Below are 18,958 nucleotides of genomic sequence, written 5' to 3'. Positions count from 1 at the left end.
ATATGCTGCGGAATGAAAAAGCACATTGTTTGCCTGGACCACCAGGCCCGTGGAGGTTTGGAGCAGCTAGCACGCTCAGGCGCCCGCGCGGCGCAAGTGGTGCGTCGCTGCCAGATATTATTGAAATCGGACTCGGGATGCACCGACGAAGAGATCGCCGAGCATGTGGGCTGCACGACGCGCAACGTCCGAGCCGTCCGAAAGCGGTTCTGCGAAGAGGGCGTCCAGCGGGCGGTGTACGATGCGCCTCGCTCGGGCCGCCCCCCAGAGTTCACCAAGCGGCAGCAGCAACAGGTAATCGCCCTGGCGTGCAGCGAGCCGCCCGAGGGACGGGCTCGCTGGACGCTGGAATTGTTGTGCGAGCACGCGGTGAAGGAAGGCTTCGTCGATTCGCTCAGCGTGACGGAGGTCTCGCTGTGGCTCAAGGAACACGACCTGAAGCCGTGGCGAAAAAAACTTGGTGCGTGCCCAAGCTGAACGACGAGTTCTGTGAGCGGATGGAGGACGTCCTCGAGCAGTACGAGAAGCCGCTCGACCCGAACGAGCCGGTCGTCTGCCTCGACGAGCAGCCCTATCAGAGGGTCGACGACGCGCGGCCGCCCGAGCCCGCGGCACCCGGCAAGATCGCGAAGCAGGACTACGAGTACCGCCGCTGCGGAACCTGCAGCGTGTTCGTGGCGGTCGAGCCGAAGGCGGGCAAGCGATTCGTTCAGGCCAAGCGTCACCGCAAGCGAGCCGACTTCGCCCGGTTCGTCCGCGACCTCTTGAAGCGCTATCCCGACGCAGAGCGGGTTCATCTGGTGATGGACAACCTCAACACGCACAACGAGAAGTCGTTGATCGAAACCTTTGGCGAGGAGGCGGCTCGGCCAATGCTGGAGCGGATTGTGTGGCATTTTACCCCCAAGCATGCCAGTTGGCTCAACATGGCCGAGATCGAAATCTCGGCCATACAGCGACAATGCCTGGGACGTCGGTTGGCTTCGCTCGACAAGGTTCAAAGCGAACTCTCCCACTGTTCACGCGACCGCAATCGGAAGAAAATCAAAATCAATTGGACCTTCCATCGAAAAGACGCCAAACGCGTCTTCCCTGAACTCTATAGGAAATGACTTCCGGGACGACGTACTAGTCTAACCGCAATTCCGCAGCGATGGCTAGCTCGCAACTCAGAATTTGTCCGACCGTTATCAAAATTGCGGTTCCGACCGATTGGTAGGCGAGGGCGTGATGAAGAATCGCCAAATAAGGGCATGGACGCGGAGTTGGCACTAACCAGCGGTATCCAAATAGGGATCCTGACTCATCTGACGCTGCATTTTTTGGCGTTCCTTCTCGAAATACAGCATCACTTTTCGGTCGCGGAAGTGCTTTCGTTCGACCTTTTGCTGGGCGCGGCGAAATGCACCCTCGTAACCGCTCAGCGCACCTTCGGAGCGGGCGCCTAGCTCCAGAAGCCGTTTGGCTTTCTTGGGGCCAAAGCCGAGCAGCAGAATTTCGTCGTCGAGAGAAAGAAACTGGCGATAGGTGCCGGGATCGCCTTGGCGGCCGCAGCGACCGATCAACTGGCGGTCGATACGTTGCGATTCGTGTAGTTCGGTACAAACCACATGCAGGCCGCCGATTTCCTCGACCCCAGGCCCAAGCTTGATGTCGGTACCACGTCCCGCCATGTTTGTGGCTACCGTGATCTTTCCGTGCTGCCCCGCTTCGGCAACGATTTCGGCTTCGCGGGCGATGTACCGGGCGTTGAGCACGGTGTGCACCAGGCCTTTGGCCTCCAACAGACGCGAGAGGATTTCGCTTTTATCGATCGACCGGGTACCGACGAGCACCGGGCGACCCTTTTGATGCTCGGCCATCACGTCGTCGACAATCGCGTGCCATTTAGCCTCGGCGGTTCCATACACCTGGGTTGGCAATTGCTGGCGAATCGGGGGGCGGTTTGTCGGAATCGGCACCACGTATGTTTTGTAGATCTTACGCAACTCGCGGGCGCTCGACCGGGCGGTGCCTGTCATACCAGTAAGGCGGGCGTAGCGCAGAAAGAGATCTTGAATCGTGATGCGGGCGGCCTGATTGGTTTCGAACGTCACTTCGACCCCTTCCTTGGCCTCGATCGCCTGGTGAATGCCGGCTCGCCATTTACGCCCTTCGGCTAGACGCCCGGTGAACTCGTCGACAATCACGATCTCGCCATCTCGCACGACGTAGTGCCGGTCGAGGATCATCTCGCGGCCGACCTTGATGGCTCGTTCGATGTATTCATAAATCGTCGAGAGCGGCAATTTGTCGGTGGCCGAAGGTTTGGGCAATTCGCGAACGAGTTGTCGTCCCTCCAACACCAGATCGACTCGCTTCTCTTTGTGTTCATACTCGTAATGCTCGTCCTCAATGAACTTGGGAGCGACTTCGGCCGCCCACGAGTAAGCTTCGGCAGCGATCTTCTCGTCTTCGCCAGGCAGAGCACTGATAATCAGCGGGGTCCGGGCTTCGTCGATGAGAATACTATCCGCTTCGTCGACGAGCATGTAGTGTAAGTCGCGTTGCACTGGCTTCTCGTTGTGCGACGCCTGACCACCAAGCATTTCGCCAAACAGATCGCGATGCCCCTCGTCGATCCGTCGCTTCAGCAAGCGGTCGCGCAGGAAGTCGAAGCCCATCTCATTCGACGTTCCGTAGGTGACGTCGCAATGATACGCCTTACGACGATCCGCCTGAGGCTGTTGGCCTTGTATCACACCTACGGACAAGCCAAGGGCCTCGTAGATCGGCTTCATCAGATCGGCATCGCGTTTGGCCAGGTAATCGTTGACCGTGGCCAGATGCGCCCCTTTGCCTTCCAAGGCGGCCAGATACATCGGTAGGGTCGCAGTAAGCGTTTTACCTTCACCGGTTTGCATTTCGGCAATCGAGCGATGATGCACTGCGGCCCCGCCGAGCAGCTGAACGTCGAAGTGTCGCATGCCGAGTGTTCGCCGGCCCGCTTCGCGAACCAGTGCGAAAGCCTCGATCAATAACCGATCGAGCGGCTCACCACTACGCGCCCGATAGCGAAGCGAGAGACTCTCTTTTCGTAGATCGTAAGCACTGAGTTCCTGCAACGCAGGTTCCAACGCCCCGATGGCCGGTACGTAGGATGCCCACTTGGCGAGCCGGCGATGCGTCGGCCCACCAGCCACGGCTTGAATCTTGCGGGACAGTCCTTGTGGAATCGTCGACACGGCGGCTGAAACTTACGAAGGGGGAGGGGCTAGGCGATTGCTACAGTGTACCCCATGGTTCGCCTGTCGCTCAGGGAGGATTGTGTCGATTATCGCGGACGCGAGGTCATTCGACGGTCACAGACCGCAGTTTTTTTGGCTTGTCGAAGGGAAGACCATCCTCCACCGAATCAACTAGTTGCACTCAGCCCGGAGTGACCATCAGCGTGGTTGGCCCTTGGTTTGGCGAGGCCTGCTGATGCGAAGTGCCTCGAGTCCGGAACCCATCACCAGAAGGTATTGAGTTGGTCGAACCTTCAGGTGCAAACGTTGCTGGGATCGCGATACCCGAAGGTGGAATGGCCATGGTAGTGCTGTTGCCCCCGCCAGCGAAACCGACCTGATAGCTGGTGGTATTCACGTTGCCAGGCACCACTTCTTCGCGAATCCGCTCGGCAGCACCAGGTACTCGTACGCGTGGCACCGTGGTTTGCTGGATCGGCTGGGGAGTCTGTTCCTGATACAGTTCGGGAGCCTGGGTCGGCACCGTGGGATCACGGAACAAACCGGAAGCATTCCCCGACACTCCGCTATCCGTCAGCGAACTCGAAGGGCTGGTGGAATTCACCGCTGGTGGCCAGTTGGTAATCGTGGGAGCAGTGGTGGGCGTAGAGTTCGCCGCGGTCGAATCGTGGAGCACGGTAGCCGTGGTCGTGGGGGCTGGCCCCGTTTGCATGGCCAAGTTCGCAACCGGGGCATTGGCTGCCTGAGCTGCGGATGGTTGCGCCGGTTCGGGAACCATGGCAAATCGCATCGCTTGCTCATCGGAGGGGATGCTCACCGCGACTTCTTCACCAGCAAAGCTATGGCTGCTGGCCGGTGCGCTGAACTCGGCTACCGCATCGTTGGCTGGTAGTGGGGTGATATCCTGGCTCGGTGTCAGCGCACCCAAGGGTTGAACCCCAGGCTGCATGGTAGCCGGCACCGGCTGCGTCATGGGCTGCGTGCCTGGGAATGGTTGCACCATCGGCTGAGTCGATGGCAGCGGTGTTACCGCTCCCCCTTGATAGTAGGGATCAGCCGTACCAGGTGCAGGAATACGGGAGTCAGGCGGAGGTACTCGATCGGCAAGAAAGGGGCTGGGTAGTGAGCTAGGCGTGTTTTTACAACCAGTGGTGCCAAGCAGCACCATTGCTAGCAACAGCGTTGCTACGGTGGGAAAACACGAAGTATTGATGCAAAGCGGCCTGAGTAAATACGGCTCGGCGGCCATGGGCAGCATCCTTTCTGCCATGTGCGGTCATCGTCGAGTGGAAGGGACAAGAGGGCTCGATCCTTGAACCCTATTCGCCAGTGCTAGCCAGGCTTCCTGCCTGCATCACTAGCGACCCGCGGAGCATCGCGGAATTGCCGTCGGATGTCCAGGTCGATTTCTTGAGCGAAATCGGCGCAAAAAGAGACGCGTGAAACGGCCGACTCCCAGCGTCAAGCTGCTTCACGCGTCTGTAGGAACACTCGTTCTATACGCTAGTTGCTAGCGAGCAGCGTTGGCGTAGGTCGAGGGGGTTACGTAGGGATTCACGATCACCAAAGGATCGGAAGCCACGGGAGCGGCGACAGTTTCATCCGAGTCGCTCGCCCGCTCAACACTGGCCGGCTTTTCGCTCGACGGCACGTAAGGATTCGTAATCGTGACAGGAGCCACTTCGAAGGAGATATCCGGAGTGCGGAAATGCGGTGGATAGGCAAATGGCGAATGGCCGTAGGTACGTGGTACTGGGTGGCTGTAGTACACCGGCGGATGGGCGGCGAAATAGGGCACCCGATAGTCGGTGTAGCGATCGAGGCCGTTGTACAAGCCGCCGATACCAATGCCGTAGCCCCAGTCGTATCCGTAGCCACCAGAGAGGCCCATGCCACATGGTTCCTCGGCCTGAGCCATCGGGCTAGTCACAGCGACCAAGCCAAAAACCATTGCGGCAAGAAGAGTACGTACTAACATGGTAGAAATCTCTCAGGGGGTATAAGTAGCGATCGGTTGTTTGTGCGACGATACAAATTCCACGCTAATCACGCCCCCGCTTTCTCGCAACAAGATTTACCATTTCGCCGAAAAAACACCGGCTATTCCGATTGTAACGGCCTCGACCTAGGCTCCATTGGTGCAAAAACAAGAGCTGACAACCTGGATTAAAGAGCAGGCGATCGCTTGCGGTTTCTCGTCGGTCGGCGTCGCCCCGGCAGTCACCGCTCTCGGTACGAGCAAGCTCGACGCCTGGCTCGAGTCCGGTTTTGCCGGCACCATGAGCTACCTGGAGGATCGCCGCGCAGCGTACCATCATCCCTGCTCGGTGCTAGAGGGGGTGAGAAGCCTTGTGATGCTCACGCTCGACTATCGCACCGAGCCTCCGGCCGAGGTTCCCGCAGGTCACGGGCGAGTCAGCCGCTACGCGTGGGGGCCTGTAGATTACCACGACATCATCCACGCTCGGCTCAAGCAACTCATGGCGACGATCCGCCAGCAGTATCCCGACGCGCAGTTACGCGGCGTGGTCGATACCGCTCCACTGCTCGAGCGAGAGTACGCCCAGTTGGCTGGTCTCGGCTGGATTGGCAAGCACACGCTGCTGCTGAATCGTCCGCAAGGTAGCTGGTTCTTCCTGGCTGCGGTGCTTACCGATCTGGAGGTCGAAGTCAGCGAACAACCCGCAACCGACCACTGCGGAACCTGTACCGCCTGCTTAGACGTTTGCCCGACCGACGCGTTTCCCGAACCGCACGTGCTGGATGCCTCACGCTGTATCAGCTATCTAACGATTGAGCTTCGCGATCCGATTCCTCTCGACCTGCGTCCCGGTGTGGGAGAATGGATGTTGGGATGCGACCTTTGTCAGGACGTTTGCCCATGGAATCGCAAAGCTCCGGTGTCGTCGGAAACCACCTTCGCCCCCTCGCCCGAGCTAAACCCACTCGAGCTAACTGTGTTGTTTGACTTGGATGAGCAGGCGTTTCGCGACCGGTTTCGCAAGACACCACTCTGGCGCCCGAAACGGCGCGGCATTCTTCGCAACGCTGCCATTGTGCTCGGCAACCGGCCCACGCCGGCAGCGATGCCCGCTTTGCTGAAGGGACTCCACGACGTCGAGCCCCTGGTCCGCGGGGCCTCGGCCTGGGCGTTGGGCCACTATACGTCGGCCGCCGTGCAGCCGTTGTCGGAGCGGTTGAACATGGAAGACGATGCCGACGTGATTGCCGAAATACGGCATTCCCTCTCTCAACTCGACAATTCACCGAGGCCGGTTGACCCGCCCGACTCGGATGCGAAAAATTGAGCCCCATGAAGCAACCGTTACCCACTTTACGTATTGGTCCCATCGAGCTCGATTTCCCGGTCGTGCAGGCGGCTTTGTCTGGCTATAGCGACTCGCCGATGCGGGTGCTCGCCCGCCGTTTTGGGGCTCCCTACACCCTTTGTGAGGTGATGCTCGACCAGTTCCTGGTCGCTCTCAAAGAGCGAAAACGCACGAGCCATTTCCTGCATATCGCCGACGAGGAGCACCCCGTTGCGGGACAGTTGATGGGGGCTGAGCCCGAGCAGTTCGGCCCCGCCGCACTACGTCTGGTAGCGGCCGGATTCGACGTGATCGATATCAACTTCGGCTGCCCGGTGAAAAAAGTGCTGGGGCGGTGCCGGGGTGGTTTTCACCTGAGCCAGCCCGAGATTGCCCTCGAAATCGTCTCCCGCGTCCGCGAAGCGGTCCCCGATCACATTCCAGTGACCGTGAAGATGCGTCGCGGCATCGACGACACCGCCGAGAGTCGCGATCAATTCTACACCATCTTCGATGGAGCCTACGAGCGCGGGGTGGCCGCCATCACGGTGCACGGCCGCACGGTCATGCAGCGTTACATTGGCCCATCGCGGTGGGATTTCCTTCGCGAGCTCAAGCAGCATGCCGGCGAGCGAGTTGTACTCGGAAGCGGTGATCTGTTCACCGCCCAGTCGTGCCTCGACATGCTCGCCTACACTGGAGTGGACGGAGTCACGGTCGCCCGAGGGGCAATTGGCAATCCGTGGATCTTCTCCCAAGCCCGCGCCTTGGCAGCCGGACAACCGCTTCCCGCACCCCCAACCGTGTTCGAACAACGCGATGTGATTGCAGAGCATTATCGGTTAGCAGAACTCTCGTATGGCGAAGACCGTTGTTTGCCCACCATGCGAAAGTTTGCCATCAAGTACTCGGTGCTGCACCCGAGCCCACTGGAAGTCCGCAAGGCCTTCTGCGAAGTCAAACAACCAGGTGCCTGGCGGCAGGTGCTTGAGCAATGGTACGCAACCGATGCTCCAGGGCTGTATCCCGAAGTAGACGAGCCAGCCCCTGTGATGGACGAGGCTTCACTCGCTGCAGCGAGCCTGGCTGTTCGCTAACTCGAGTCTTAGAATCGGAACCAGTCGCGTACTCGATCCGACAACTTGGGAGTCGATGTCGATTCGGATACTGGTTTCGTCGGTGCGGCCGGCGCAACGGTCTCGGCAGGAACCAGCTTGGTTTCTGGCAGGTACTCAATCACAAATTGCGACCAGTACGAGTTCAGCAGGTTCAGGCAGTCGCGATACTGGTGAGCGTCGAGCGCCTGACGCGTACGCCGCACATGCTGCACGAGCGCCAGGACTTGCTGATCCGACTCAGGGTAGATTCTCAACGGATAAACGAGGTCGTGCACTTCGACCTTGTCGATCAGCACTTCTCCCTTGCCGATTAACTCGAACCGAATGCGTAGTTTGGCCGACGAGTCGAACGGCAAATCCTCCACCCCAAACTGGTAGGCGTTCCACGACTGCGATTTCTGGTCCTCGAACAAGCGTGCTGCAGACAACCGAATGCACGATGGTGGAGCACGCGAATCGACTTGCTCCACGAATAAACGCAATTCTGCGTCCTCCGATAGATCCACCACTTTCAAATGAGCGGTCAAAGCGGCTTGCCCTGTCGCGGGAGTCTTGAAGGGGGGAGTGCTTATGTTGGTGGAGGGCCCGTCGGACTTCAATTGCGCGGCGCGCTCGCCATCTAATCCCCCCATCACGGTCGGGGCCGACAGCCAATTCAATGCCTGACTCTGTTCATCTACCTTTTCAAACGAGGGGTTCAGCACCTCGGCGTAGAGCGGCCTTTGCGAGGGATTCAGATCGCGACGCTCCAGCAATTCGCATTGCTTGGCAAGTTGCTTGGCCACACTTGGATCGAGCTGCACCACCACACCGGTGGCGGCCACCTCGTTCTTGGCAAATCGATGAACCTGCACTTCGTAGGGAGACAGTTTCACCGGCCAGGCGCTAAGACCCTCGGCGTACGACACCACAGGCATCGCCTTCTCGCCGGACTTAATCTGCGCGGCCGTGGTCCGTGCCGAGACATTCAACGTAATCTTGGCCTGAACCGACCAGGGGGAATCGTTGGCCACGGTCATGATCAACTCTTCGCCGAGTCGATAGGCTTGCACCGACACGGGTTGCTCGATAATCGACTTGCCGACCGGTTCCGCCCCACGCGGAATGTTGGCCAGTAACCGCAATAACAATCGTTGTTGGTCATCAGCAAGATTTGCAGGGCCGGCAGTTCCACCGACCATAAGAGGACCGGTGCTACCGCGATACGTGTTGGAAGTGAGTCCCGCGCCAACTTGCTTGGGATTCGCAACCGGGGCCAATCGACCAGCGGCCGATGCGGCAGCGAATGCCGAGTTCTCGATCGCAGGTATCTTTCGCCCAAGTTGCCACATCGCTAGCGCATCGCCTGCGCTATTGGCGGTCCGTTGACTAAGTTCCATCGGACGTGCGGCATCGGCCAAAGGACTACCGGTGACGTCGAACTGCGGCAAGACGACCTCAGCCCCGATGGCCGATTCGAGCTGCGCCAGGTCAACTCCCCGCTCCAGATACAATTCGTCCAGCGGGCGAGGGGCAAACTGCGGGCGGAGCGAAAACTCATTGGTATCGAACATCTCCGCAGTCAACAACCAAAGAGACGCCTCGGGATTATTCGAGTACAGATTCGTAGCGATCGATCCCAGCAGGGACGTGGTCGCGAGCGCTCGTTCGCGGTGCCAGACACGTCGCGCAGACGCATCGTCGAGCATCTGATGTGGATTCTGGATCCAATTGTTGAGTACTTCGGAGTTCACTTTCATGCGAGCAGCGACATTCGCCAGACGCGTAGGAGTTACTCCATATTCGCTTGGCGGGAATGCTAGATAGCTGTCGGCCGATAGTTCGAGCGATACCCCAGCAAACGCGGCGTGGCCTGAGCAGGAAACGATCAGGCGATCGACGATGCCTTGCACCTCCTCGGCGACTTTAGGATGGGCAGTGTAGTAGTGCGGAGTGCTACCACGTTGGTGCTGGGTGATGGTAGTTCGAGGACGCCCTGCGAGATCGGTCCACACCGGGTAATTCTCAATAGTCCACTTCTGTTTTTGTGGAGTACGCATCATCCGATTCACATCGACCAAAGACGAATTGAACCGAATGCTCGGTACCATCCGCAGCCCGCGTCGCGAACAGATACGCAGCATTAGATCCAGGGGATCGATCGGCGGCAGATCGGTCGCTCCGGTGTTGAGCCGGCTAAAGTTCATGACCGGGGTCGTGGGATAGTCGCCCGCGTCGAAAGCCGCTCCGCCATCGCGCCAGACATTTACCACCGCCATGTTGTAGCCCGATAGCTCGAGCGACGCGGCCAAACGTTCGGCGAGCAGATAGAAGGTTTGCCAGTCGTCGACCGCAGGCCGGCCATCGGCGGCGGGCGTTCTGGCACTCGTGTGTTCGAGCAATTCGTTCCAGTCGAAGTAGGCGGCAATTGGGCGTTCGTTGTACGCAATCGCCAGATCGCCATCCCGCGAGCCATGCACCGATCGCAGACGAATGCGGCCGAAGCGGGCTTTGTTTTCGTTCGAGAGATTCTGCACCACCGCTACGGGCGACTTGGTTCGCGGATAGAACAAGCAGCGATGACTGACAAAAGTCTCGGTGCCTGGCAGTGTGGATGCATCGACCACGATTGCGGTCGCAGGCCCCAGCGGCACCAATTTGCCATCCGCATCGGGCTCGTAGATGCGAATCGCCAGCTCTTGGGCAAAATCGCCTGGCAAATCGACCTCCACGACGTGCGGAAGACCAATCTCCGCAGCGGGCAGCGGATAAGCTTGCCAAGTGGGATGCGTTGCGCGGCTGGCAGAAAGCTCAACCAGCTGTCGATCGTGCATCGTGGCGGTCCCCGAGGTTTCGCTCCCCATCGGCGCGACCGTCCATTTCGCCAGTCGGTCGAGTCGAGTCCAGTCGGGCAGGCGGTCGTACCACTTGGGATTCGCTGGATCGATCTCCAGCGTCGTTTTCCACTCCGCATCGCGGTAGTGAATCGGCGCGTTCGGCTCGAGCACCACCACCTGGAACGTGCGTTCGGCTAGTTTCTCGGCGGTCGAGGATTCCCAGAACTTCGCCCGATTACCTGGAGGAGTACTGATGGTCAGGCGAACCGTATAAACGCCCTCTTTCTCCGGCAGCGGAATCGAAATCGGCAGGCGGAGCTCTCCTTGCGTGGGGAGCGTTTTCCGCGAGTTAATACTCCACTCTTGATGCCCCCCGCGGCCCGAGAACACGGCCACGGCCAAGTCGATCGCGCTGCCCGCTTCCAATCCAGGCACGACGGGGGTCATATCAAACTCAAGATTCTCGCCGGGTGTGAAGATCAGGTCGTCGCGGTCCAGATCGATTCGCAGCGCATCGTCCGATACCCGGTGCACGAGTAAAGTCGCCGCGGATTGATCGTCGGCGGCAGGCAACGCGGAGCGATGAGCGGTGGTCATCAACTCGCTGAGGGGAATCTCGACTGTGGTCGACTCGGAGTCGCCGGCTGCCCGAAACTCGAGTCGTATCGCACCGGTCATCGCCGAGTGAACGGTAATGTCACAGCCATCGAACGTGCGAGCTCGGGGCTGGGCGACCAACACGGTACCAGCATCGATCCACAGACTTCCTGGCGTGTCGGCTTCGCGCCCTAGCAGCGACATGTCCGTAAGCGTGCCGCCGTTTACCGACATGCGTGCAGCCCATTGAATTGGCTTGGAACCACCCCAAGCAATTCGCAGACGCAACGTGGAATCTTCGGCCCTAGCAGGCGCAACAACCACCAGTGCGTAGCCCAAGATGGCTAGCACTAACCACGGCCACCTTCCTGGCGACCACTGTTTAGTGGAAAGGTTGTTGGTCACCGGACATCCTTGTCCGCCGAAGGGTAATCTGAAGTCATCGCCAGCCGTCGTCGGCTGACATGCACTAACTAATTGGCAGAATTGTAGTTGCGCTCGCCGAGCAACGCTATAGTGATTGCTTTACTTATCGGCTGTTTCAGTGAGCAGCGATGCTAGCACTGCCGACTCGTCGGTGCAAATTGTCGTGACATTGTTTGCCTGCCATTGATCGTCGGGATGCACGTAGAGTTCCCCCGAAATTTCCCCTTCGGCAGGCCAGCCAGCCACGTAGGACCACTCGTTCGTTTCGACAAAACGGGAATCGTTCGTGCAACCGCTCGCTTGTTCCCGCGACAAAGTAGGCAAACTGCCCGATTTGGACAACTCCAGCAATAACGCATAGAGATCGCTCGATTGCAGCAACGCCGATTCGCGACGCATCGCGGCGACCTGAGAGCCACGTATGATCAAAGGCACCTGAAACAGTTCGCGGTGTGCAGCCGCGGCGTCGATGCCGAGCCAACCGTGCTCGCCGAGGGCGTAGCCCCGCGTACCTGCTAGCACGAACTCCACCGGTGTTTCGGGCCAGAGTTCGGCCACCAGCGAGTCGACCGCTCCCACCGCCGCGTCGAGCGCCATGACTTGGCCGGCGTATCGCACTGCGGTATGCAGCACCAAATCGGCAGCTTCGTCGGAATCGGCAACCGCCTGCTCTGGCACTTCGACCGAGGACTCGAGCGGAGGATCTTCCTCGCCCAGCAAGCTTTCAGCCAGCTCTCGCGGGGCATCCCACGGGGAGAGTAACCCGCGAAGATGAATCCAGAGCAGCCGCGGCTGTTCGTACTCGGCCGACCACTCGCCGAGTTGATCGGCGGCCGCGACCAAGGTGGAAGCCAGCCCGCAGTCCATCACGTCGTCGGCTTCTTCCGCAGGAGCAGGGTTCAGCACGATGGCTTCGTCGAAATGATCAAGGTCCTCCCGCTCGGCCAGTTCTGGCTCATCGGTCACCAGATGGCACAGGTAACCTTCGCTCCGCAGTTGTTCGATCAAATGCATAGACTCGGTAGTCGCAGGCGACAAGCGATGCTGCCCGGTCCAGATCGAGTCGTACACGTCGCCTAGTTGGTTCGACTCGGCCAGTACACGGTCGAAAAGCGTGGCCTCGCTGGCCAGTGCGTCGAGCGAAGGGGTGGAGTACCACGTATTCCCATACGCACCTAAAGCCCGCGCTCGCAGGCCGTCGACCATCAACACGATGATTACACGATTCGTCATTCAGACGAGTATAGAGAGCCAAACGTAGCGGGCAAAGATGGTGCCAGGGCTAGGCGGCCCGCCATTCCCGCCAAACTAGTTGCGGAAAGACGATGGCATCGCGAAGGTATCGGGTTGCCAACCGACGGGGCTCGCTAGCCAGGCGGTGCACCCACTCGAGACCGGTGCGCCGCATCCAGACTGGCGACCGCTGCTTCTCGCCGGCCAGGAAATCGATCGTCGCCCCCGCACAAAGTGCCACCTTGGCGTTGAGCTGCTGGTAATGCTTGGCGACCCACAGCTCTTGTTTCGGAGCCCCCAGACCAACCACCAGCAGATCCACCGGCTGGGCGGAGACCGCATCGAGGGCCGCTTGATTGGCTGCCGAGTTGTGTTCGAATCCAAGGGGAGGGCAATGGGTGCCGACTACCTGCACGTTGTTGTATTTCTGATGGATAGCTTCCGCGGCGCGTTCCGCCACTCCGGGTCCTGCCCCCAATAAAAACACTCGCAAGGGCTGCGAACCAGCAGCCGCAGCGGCTAACACGCTCGGTACCAAGTCGCTCCCGGCCACGCGTTCGGGCAGCGGCCGCCCCAGCAGGCGAGATGCAGCAACAATCGGCGCCCCGTCGGCCAAGACCATCGCGGCCGACTTGTAAGCGTTCTGCAGACCTTCGTGATGGCTGAGCAGCACCGCATGGTCGACATTCGGGGTCACTACGTAGCGACAATTTATCGAGGTCGGAGACTCGCACCAGTCCATCACTTGCGCAGTCGCTTGCTGCAGATCAACTCGGTCGATCTGCATGCCGAAGAGCTGTACAACGGGCTTCTGAGCGACTGGTACGGGGCAGCTAACAGCGGTCATGGTGCGTGAAATCCCGTTTTCGAGTGCGAAGTCGTAGTGAAGGAGCTAAAGCCAACGCGGTTCGGCATGGTTGCCGGCTGCGCTACCGGGCTATGCTGTTCGGCCACGGCCAAGGCAAGGCCTGCAATCAGGAACAAGAACGTCTGGTCCTGGAAAATGTGGGTCAGATCGTGAAACAGTGCCGACGGCAAATAAACACAAAGCACCGCCAACAACAGTCGTCCCATCTGTCGCATTGCTGGAGAGTTCGATTCGTCGAACGTCATGCGGTAACCAATCCAGATCCACCCAACTAGCATTGCCAAGTAAGCGGCCAAGCCAGCCAATCCGGTTTCGACCACCAGGCCGAGAAACGTGTTGTGATGGTGCAGATTGCGAATCGATTCGAGTTCGAACGACTGGTGTCGGTCCGACAGGTACGGCAGCTTCTTGTCGAAGAACCGTCCAAAGCCGACGCCTGCCAGAGGTTCATCGCACCACATCTTCCAGGAAACATACGCGAACGAGGTGCGCTGCTCGACGGAGTGTTCGGACACCGAGCCCGAGTCTTCGCGGTTCAGGTACAACACGAACGACCAGGCGACCATCAGCAGCAACGCTCCGCAAACGGACGAACCGATCGCAACCGGCCAGCGATACTCACGAGGAGTATGGGCGATGAGCATCACGAACGCACTGAGGGCGAAGCCCATCCACACACTGCGGGTGTAGGTGAATAGGATGCCGAGCACCATCAGGCCCATGCATCCCAACAGCACTAATTGAAGCGATCGCCGAACGCGGGGGCGGAGGGTCCAGGTGGCCCAGAAGCACAAGCAAAGGTAGTTCCCCAGACTCACTGAGTTCAAGGCAGGACCACGGGCGCGGCCAAAGTGCGTGCCGAGTTCCGGATCGGTAATGTACTTCGGAAACACCGCCCACCACTGCTGCGTGATTTCGGCACAGGCGGTCACCGCCAGGTAGGTACCCAGTGCTGCAAACGCTGCGAGCACGTAGGTGGTAGTACGAGTCGAGGGAGGGGCGATTCGCACCGCCAGGTAGAGCAGCGTGGGAGTCCAGAAACTAAACAGCAAGCGAAAGAATGGCGATACCGGCAGATCGGCGTCGCTGCCGACGTTCGCCAAGACGCAACTTACAGTCAGCCAGCCCAACAAAGTAAAGATCGCCCAGTCGACGGTCAGCGGAGTCCAATGCACCAGCTTTCGCTGCCAGGCGAACATCGCCAGGGCGGCCACTAACACACCCAATAGCAGTCGGTCGACTGTTAGCGGCAGCGGTCCTAGGTGCAGGTGCCAGAACTCATAGCCCAGCACGTAGCCAATAGCTACCGTCGCTACAGCCACTCCCACCGGCGTAAACCGGCGAAAGGCAATGGCTCCCCACAACAGGGCAACCAACACGGCGAACACGATGATAAGAGCCATTGGATAAGTCGAACCAGAGAAGAAGCACTTTAGCGAGCATGACCTCGATTCCTAAACTGTAGCTCACGGATCGACTCGGCAGGGTCGAATCGATCGTATCGCTCTTAGTGGGCACCTGCGGTTTCGCGAGCTTCGTAGCCAGTGGCAATTGCTTCGCTTAAGGTGAAACGATGCGAGCGGGGCGAGGCAAAGCCAAACTCGGTGCGACCTGCAACTGTTGCGGGAGTCGCCTCCAGCTCGGCTACGTCCATTGGGCGGGGACCATGTTTGACGAACACAATGCCAAGACCCAACATCAAACCCAGTAGACCACCAACACCAACCACGGTCGCCCGACCTGGTCCAACCGGCTTGATACCCGATTCCACGTGGTCGATTCGCGACAGCAGACTAGCCGACTGGGCCCCAGCCAGATGGCTCTGGGCTTCAGCCAGACGGGTTTGAGCAGCATCGACCAACTGAGTTTGATTATCCACAGCCGCTACCAGTTGGGCATAGACCGCACGATGGCGAGCAAGCCCCCGCTGACGATCCTGATTCTCCACAAGCTGCTGCTTGAGGGCAGCCTGACGTTGTTGGCTGACTTCGAGTTCGATTTGCAAGCCTTGGATGGCAGTTGCCAGTTCGCGGTGCAGTTGCTCGCGAACATGCGATTCGGCCTCTTGAGCGGCAAGCACATAAGGATGGGCGGGAGCCAAGGTACCCAACAACCGGGCGGTATTCAGCTGAGCGTCGATCACCCCTTGCTTCAGGCGATCCACGGCTGGCTGCGAAGCAAGCAGCGTAGCAGGCGTGGCAACCAACATTTGCGGGTCTTTCTGGGCTTTTTGCAGCACTTCCAGCAGCTTCTCGTTTTGCTCACGTTCCGAGCGAATCGCCCGCAATTCGGCCTGAATGGCCAGATTGTCCTGCGAACTTTCGCTGGCTCCACCGATGGGATTCAGCAGGTTCCGTAGATCATTCAGGTCGGCACCCACGCTTCCTTCGAACTCCGAAAGCTCGTTGGTTTTCAGCGTGAGTGTTTCGACCGCTTGCGACACCCCGTTGGCCAGTTCGGCAATCATGCTGTCGGCCTGCCCCTGACGGATTTCCTGGGTGCGTTGCTCCAGGGCAGCAGCCAGACTCGACGTGAGGTCAGCGGCCCGTTCGGGATCTTGGTCGAGCACGCCGAGGTAAAACACTTCGGTCTTACCGAACTCAGCACCACCGGGAGGGTTCATGACCATCGCATCGCGAAAGTCGACCACGTCCTGCGCGGTGGGCCATGCTTTGTTCTTCTTCCAATTCGCGGGAGGTCCAACTTCCTGCAGTACTTTGGTGACAACCGACTTGCTCCGTGCCAGTTCGAGCAACGTTTCCTGCAAGGTCTTCATTTCCGATAGGTCGCCAAACTTACCAAGACGGTCGTTGCCGAGTCCAGCGACTTCGGGGCGAACCAGCAAGCCTTGGGTGGCCTTCCAATTGCGCGGCATCACCACTGAGTAGCCGATTGCCAGCACCGTGGCCACCACCATCGGCACCAACCACAGCTTGCGATATTCCACCAGCAACTCAACAAACTGGCGAGGCGAAAGACTCGAGGCGACTGGACGCGTCATGGTAGGTTCTGTTCCGAAGAGGATTCAAGCGAGCAAAGGCGAGACGGCCAAACAGAAGGCAACCACTGTGCCAATCGCCCAGAACGCGCATAAACACCGGAAAAGCTGAGCTTTCTTGCTTTTGAACCTTGCTGTCGGGTGTTGCCGAGAATCAACGTGTTGCCGAAACTCAACACCGCCAGCAGCCATTACAACCAGAGTATCCGGAAACCCACCAAGAGTGGTTTGAAGCCATCAAAGTCGCAAGGCACACTTCCTTACTAGTTGATCCCTCCCTGCTGCTATTGCTGCTTAGTCGACGAGGCTACCTTGAGCGTTCAGGTACAATCCATCACCACTCTTGCTGCGCTCGAAGACTTGCGTGCTTCGTGGAACGTGCTCGACGGCGGTGTGCCTTTTCGTTCCTTCGACTGGCTGGCAACCTGGTGGAAGCATTACGGGGCCGGCGACGGATCGACCAAGCAACAGCTATACGTGCTCGTCGTGCAGCACCACCAGCAACCACTGGCCATCGCACCGTGGTACGTGGAGCAATCGCGCACCCGTGGGCGGGTGGTCCGCTGGCTTGGTAGCGGAGAGGTCTGCAGCGACCACTTGAGTGTCTTGTGCCGTGAGCGAGATCAGGTCGCCGTGGTCGAAGCACTTTCCCAACACCTGCGCGCCAGCGACGAGTGGAATCGTCTCGAACTCGAAAGCATCGATGACTCCGACGTCACCATGAACATGCTGGCCGATCGACTCGCTGCGGTTGGCTGCACCACTACTTGCCGCGCCGAAGGCAACTGCTGGAGCATCGACCTGCCCGACAGTTGGGAAGGCTTTCTGGCGATGCTCTCCAAGTCGCATCGCAAACAACTTCGAAAGCTGGATCATCGTGTACTCCAGTCCGATCGAGCTCACTGGCAACAGGTGCAAACACCACAGCAACTTAGAGACACTTGGCCGGTTTTCGTCGATCTGCACCAACGTCGCCGCGAAAGCCTGGGCGAGCCTGGCAGCTTTGCCTCCGAACGGTTTGCGGCCTTCCACCACGACTTTGCGGAGCAACTTCTGCGAGCAGGTCGTCTGCGACTAGGCCTGCTTCGTTTGGATGGCGAGCCTATCTCGGCCGAGTATCAATTCGCCGGAAACGCCAGCGTGTACGCTTACCAAGGTGGTTTTGCACCGGAACAACAGGACGAGCAACCTGGCCGACTATCGCTGATGGCCTCGATTCAGGCCGCGATCCGATCGGGCGCCGTTCACTTCGATCTGCTCCGCGGCAACGAACCCTACAAGGCCCACTGGCGAGCCACCGCTCGACCGACCTACCACCTTCGCGTGCTTGCGCCGTCGCATGCCACGAACTGGCTGGCACAGACCGCCGACTTTGCGGAATCGTTGGCCAGCTCACTGAAGGCTCGCTTGCGGCCCTTGGTAAATGGTCCTGCGGATGGACTCTCGACATCTCACGGAAGCTAAGGGTCGAGCCATGCAAATGTCGATGGCCAGACGCTGGCTACTCAATACGTACTATACGGTTTCGACTCCAGTTCGCTGGACCATGGAACAGGTCCGTCGCTACCGCCGGCACGAGCCCGTACAGGTCGTGTTCTATCATCGTGTTGCCGACGATGTTCCGAATCCTTGGACGATCAGTACCCAATCGTTCGCCGAACAAATCGACTGGCTTAGCCAACGATTCGATCTAGTGTCAATGGCTGAGGCCCAATATCGCATCGAGCGAGGCAAGAACCGCCGCCCCACGGCGGTGGTGACCTTCGACGACGGCTACGCGGATAATATGAACTTTGCGTTACCATTGCTTCTGGAACGCAAGATCCCGGTCACCTATTTTGTTTCGACCGACTATATCCGTAACGGAAAGCCGTTTCCGCACGATGTGGAACTTGGTCAGCCATTGGCTCCGAACACCGTGGACGATATTCGTCGGCTCGCGGAAGCCGGTATCGAAATCGGCGCCCACACCCGATCGCACGCGAACGTTGCGGAACTCGATTCGCAGCAACTCCAGCACGAGATCGTGGGCTCTAAGCAAGATCTCGAACTCATGCTTGGTCGCGAAGTCCGCTATTTTGCCTTTCCTTACGGTCAGCCTCAACATCTTAGCGGCGAAGCGTTTCAAGTAGCCCAACAGGCCGGATTTGCGGGCGTGTGCTCCGCCTACGGGGGGTACAACTTCCCCGGCAGCGACTCGTTTCATTTGGAACGCTTCCACGGCGACCCCGAGTTCGTCCGCTTCAAGCATTGGCTCAGTGTCGATGCGATGAAGGTATTCCGTAGCCCATCCTTCGATCCCGAATTGACTGCTATGCCTCAAGTCCACGAACGGCAGGAATGCATCGTGGGAGAAAGGGGCTGAGC

The 18,958-nt window shown here is 59.2% G+C and carries 14 protein-coding genes; 6 read left to right on the top strand and 8 right to left on the bottom strand.

Annotated elements, in window-relative coordinates; translation table 11 throughout:
• The first annotated feature begins 12 nt into the window (after window positions 1-12).
• Together Pan181_RS12785 and Pan181_RS12780 are read left to right on the top strand one after the other, a co-directional pair.
• Window positions 13-477 carry a helix-turn-helix domain-containing protein gene (locus Pan181_RS12785; RefSeq protein WP_145244956.1) on the top strand — a complete coding sequence of 155 codons (465 nt, stop codon included), beginning with the start codon at window positions 13-15 and terminating at the stop codon, window positions 475-477.
• Window positions 465-1,112 (top strand): IS630 family transposase, encoded by a 648-nt coding sequence (locus Pan181_RS12780; protein WP_145244957.1) that lies wholly within the window; start codon window positions 465-467, stop codon window positions 1,110-1,112. Before Pan181_RS12785 ends, Pan181_RS12780 begins: the two co-directional genes overlap by 13 nt.
• A 159-nt stretch (window positions 1,113-1,271) precedes the next feature.
• On the opposite strand, the gene Pan181_RS12775 is transcribed toward Pan181_RS12780, so the two are convergent.
• The 3 genes from Pan181_RS12775 to Pan181_RS12765 all read right to left on the bottom strand — a co-directional run bounded on the left by Pan181_RS12775 (window position 1,272) and on the right by Pan181_RS12765 (window position 5,205).
• On the bottom strand, window positions 1,272-3,224 hold the full coding sequence (locus tag Pan181_RS12775) for a preprotein translocase subunit SecA (protein ID WP_145247203.1): 1,953 nt from the start codon (window positions 3,222-3,224) through the stop codon (window positions 1,272-1,274).
• Window positions 3,225-3,408: 184 nt separating this feature from the next.
• A complete protein-coding gene (locus Pan181_RS12770) occupies window positions 3,409-4,476 on the bottom strand; it encodes a hypothetical protein (protein WP_145247202.1) in 1,068 nt (355 codons plus the stop codon).
• 261 nt (window positions 4,477-4,737) lie between these two features.
• Window positions 4,738-5,205 (bottom strand): hypothetical protein, encoded by a 468-nt coding sequence (locus Pan181_RS12765; RefSeq protein ID WP_231943831.1) that lies wholly within the window; start codon window positions 5,203-5,205, stop codon window positions 4,738-4,740.
• A 160-nt stretch (window positions 5,206-5,365) separates the two neighbouring features.
• On the opposite strand from Pan181_RS12765, the gene queG reads away from it, so the two are divergent.
• Together queG and Pan181_RS12755 are read left to right on the top strand one after the other, a co-directional pair.
• A complete protein-coding gene (queG, locus tag Pan181_RS12760; RefSeq protein ID WP_231943830.1) occupies window positions 5,366-6,535 on the top strand; it encodes a tRNA epoxyqueuosine(34) reductase QueG in 1,170 nt (389 codons plus the stop codon).
• 5 nt (window positions 6,536-6,540) lie between these two features.
• The gene (locus Pan181_RS12755; protein ID WP_145247199.1) at window positions 6,541-7,632 is read left to right on the top strand and encodes a tRNA dihydrouridine synthase; all 1,092 of its coding nucleotides are present in this window, start codon (window positions 6,541-6,543) and stop codon (window positions 7,630-7,632) included.
• Window positions 7,633-7,640: 8 nt separating this feature from the next.
• Here the strand turns inward: Pan181_RS12755 and Pan181_RS12750 are convergent, their stop codons facing one another.
• The 5 genes from Pan181_RS12750 to Pan181_RS12730 all read right to left on the bottom strand — a co-directional run bounded on the left by Pan181_RS12750 (window position 7,641) and on the right by Pan181_RS12730 (window position 16,594).
• Complete coding sequence (locus tag Pan181_RS12750) at window positions 7,641-11,417, bottom strand: hypothetical protein (RefSeq protein WP_197529221.1); 3,777 nt, start codon at window positions 11,415-11,417, stop codon at window positions 7,641-7,643.
• A gap of 174 nt (window positions 11,418-11,591) precedes the next feature.
• Window positions 11,592-12,725, bottom strand: a complete 1,134-nt coding sequence (locus tag Pan181_RS12745; protein ID WP_145247197.1) for a sulfatase-like hydrolase/transferase — start codon at window positions 12,723-12,725, stop codon at window positions 11,592-11,594.
• A gap of 49 nt (window positions 12,726-12,774) precedes the next feature.
• Window positions 12,775-13,572, bottom strand: coding sequence for a WecB/TagA/CpsF family glycosyltransferase (locus Pan181_RS12740; RefSeq protein WP_145247196.1), 798 nt, complete (start codon window positions 13,570-13,572; stop codon window positions 12,775-12,777).
• Window positions 13,569-14,996 (bottom strand): O-antigen ligase family protein, encoded by a 1,428-nt coding sequence (locus tag Pan181_RS12735; RefSeq protein ID WP_145247195.1) that lies wholly within the window; start codon window positions 14,994-14,996, stop codon window positions 13,569-13,571. Before Pan181_RS12735 ends, Pan181_RS12740 begins: the two co-directional genes overlap by 4 nt.
• Before the next feature lie 104 nt (window positions 14,997-15,100).
• Complete coding sequence (locus Pan181_RS12730) at window positions 15,101-16,594, bottom strand: GumC family protein (RefSeq protein ID WP_145247194.1); 1,494 nt, start codon at window positions 16,592-16,594, stop codon at window positions 15,101-15,103.
• A 309-nt stretch (window positions 16,595-16,903) separates the two neighbouring features.
• On the opposite strand from Pan181_RS12730, the gene Pan181_RS12725 reads away from it, so the two are divergent.
• Entirely contained in the window at window positions 16,904-18,055 is a 1,152-nt protein-coding gene (locus Pan181_RS12725) for a GNAT family N-acetyltransferase (protein ID WP_145247193.1), read from the top strand.
• Between the two features lie 22 nt (window positions 18,056-18,077).
• The gene (locus tag Pan181_RS12720; protein WP_197529220.1) at window positions 18,078-18,956 is read left to right on the top strand and encodes a polysaccharide deacetylase family protein; all 879 of its coding nucleotides are present in this window, start codon (window positions 18,078-18,080) and stop codon (window positions 18,954-18,956) included.
• Window positions 18,957-18,958: the final 2 nt, after the last annotated feature.

This window comes from Aeoliella mucimassa, assembly GCF_007748035.1.
In the GTDB taxonomy this organism is placed as follows: domain Bacteria; phylum Planctomycetota; class Planctomycetia; order Pirellulales; family Lacipirellulaceae; genus Aeoliella; species Aeoliella mucimassa.
This window is presented reverse-complemented; position numbering and strand designations above follow the sequence as displayed.

Excerpts from the sequence above, each read along its gene's own strand:
- Pan181_RS12720 (WP_197529220.1), top strand. The coding sequence starts at position 18,078 with ATGGCCAGACGCTGGCTACTCAATACGTACTATACGGTTTCGACTCCA.
- Pan181_RS12730 (WP_145247194.1), bottom strand. The coding sequence starts at position 16,594 with ATGACGCGTCCAGTCGCCTCGAGTCTTTCGCCTCGCCAGTTTGTTGAG.
- Pan181_RS12785 (WP_145244956.1), top strand. The coding sequence starts at position 13 with ATGAAAAAGCACATTGTTTGCCTGGACCACCAGGCCCGTGGAGGTTTG.
- Pan181_RS12745 (WP_145247197.1), bottom strand. The coding sequence starts at position 12,725 with ATGACGAATCGTGTAATCATCGTGTTGATGGTCGACGGCCTGCGAGCG.
- Pan181_RS12770 (WP_145247202.1), bottom strand. The coding sequence starts at position 4,476 with ATGGCCGCCGAGCCGTATTTACTCAGGCCGCTTTGCATCAATACTTCG.
- Pan181_RS12740 (WP_145247196.1), bottom strand. The coding sequence starts at position 13,572 with ATGACCGCTGTTAGCTGCCCCGTACCAGTCGCTCAGAAGCCCGTTGTA.
- Pan181_RS12735 (WP_145247195.1), bottom strand. The coding sequence starts at position 14,996 with ATGGCTCTTATCATCGTGTTCGCCGTGTTGGTTGCCCTGTTGTGGGGA.
- Pan181_RS12755 (WP_145247199.1), top strand. The coding sequence starts at position 6,541 with ATGAAGCAACCGTTACCCACTTTACGTATTGGTCCCATCGAGCTCGAT.
- Pan181_RS12765 (WP_231943831.1), bottom strand. The coding sequence starts at position 5,205 with ATGTTAGTACGTACTCTTCTTGCCGCAATGGTTTTTGGCTTGGTCGCT.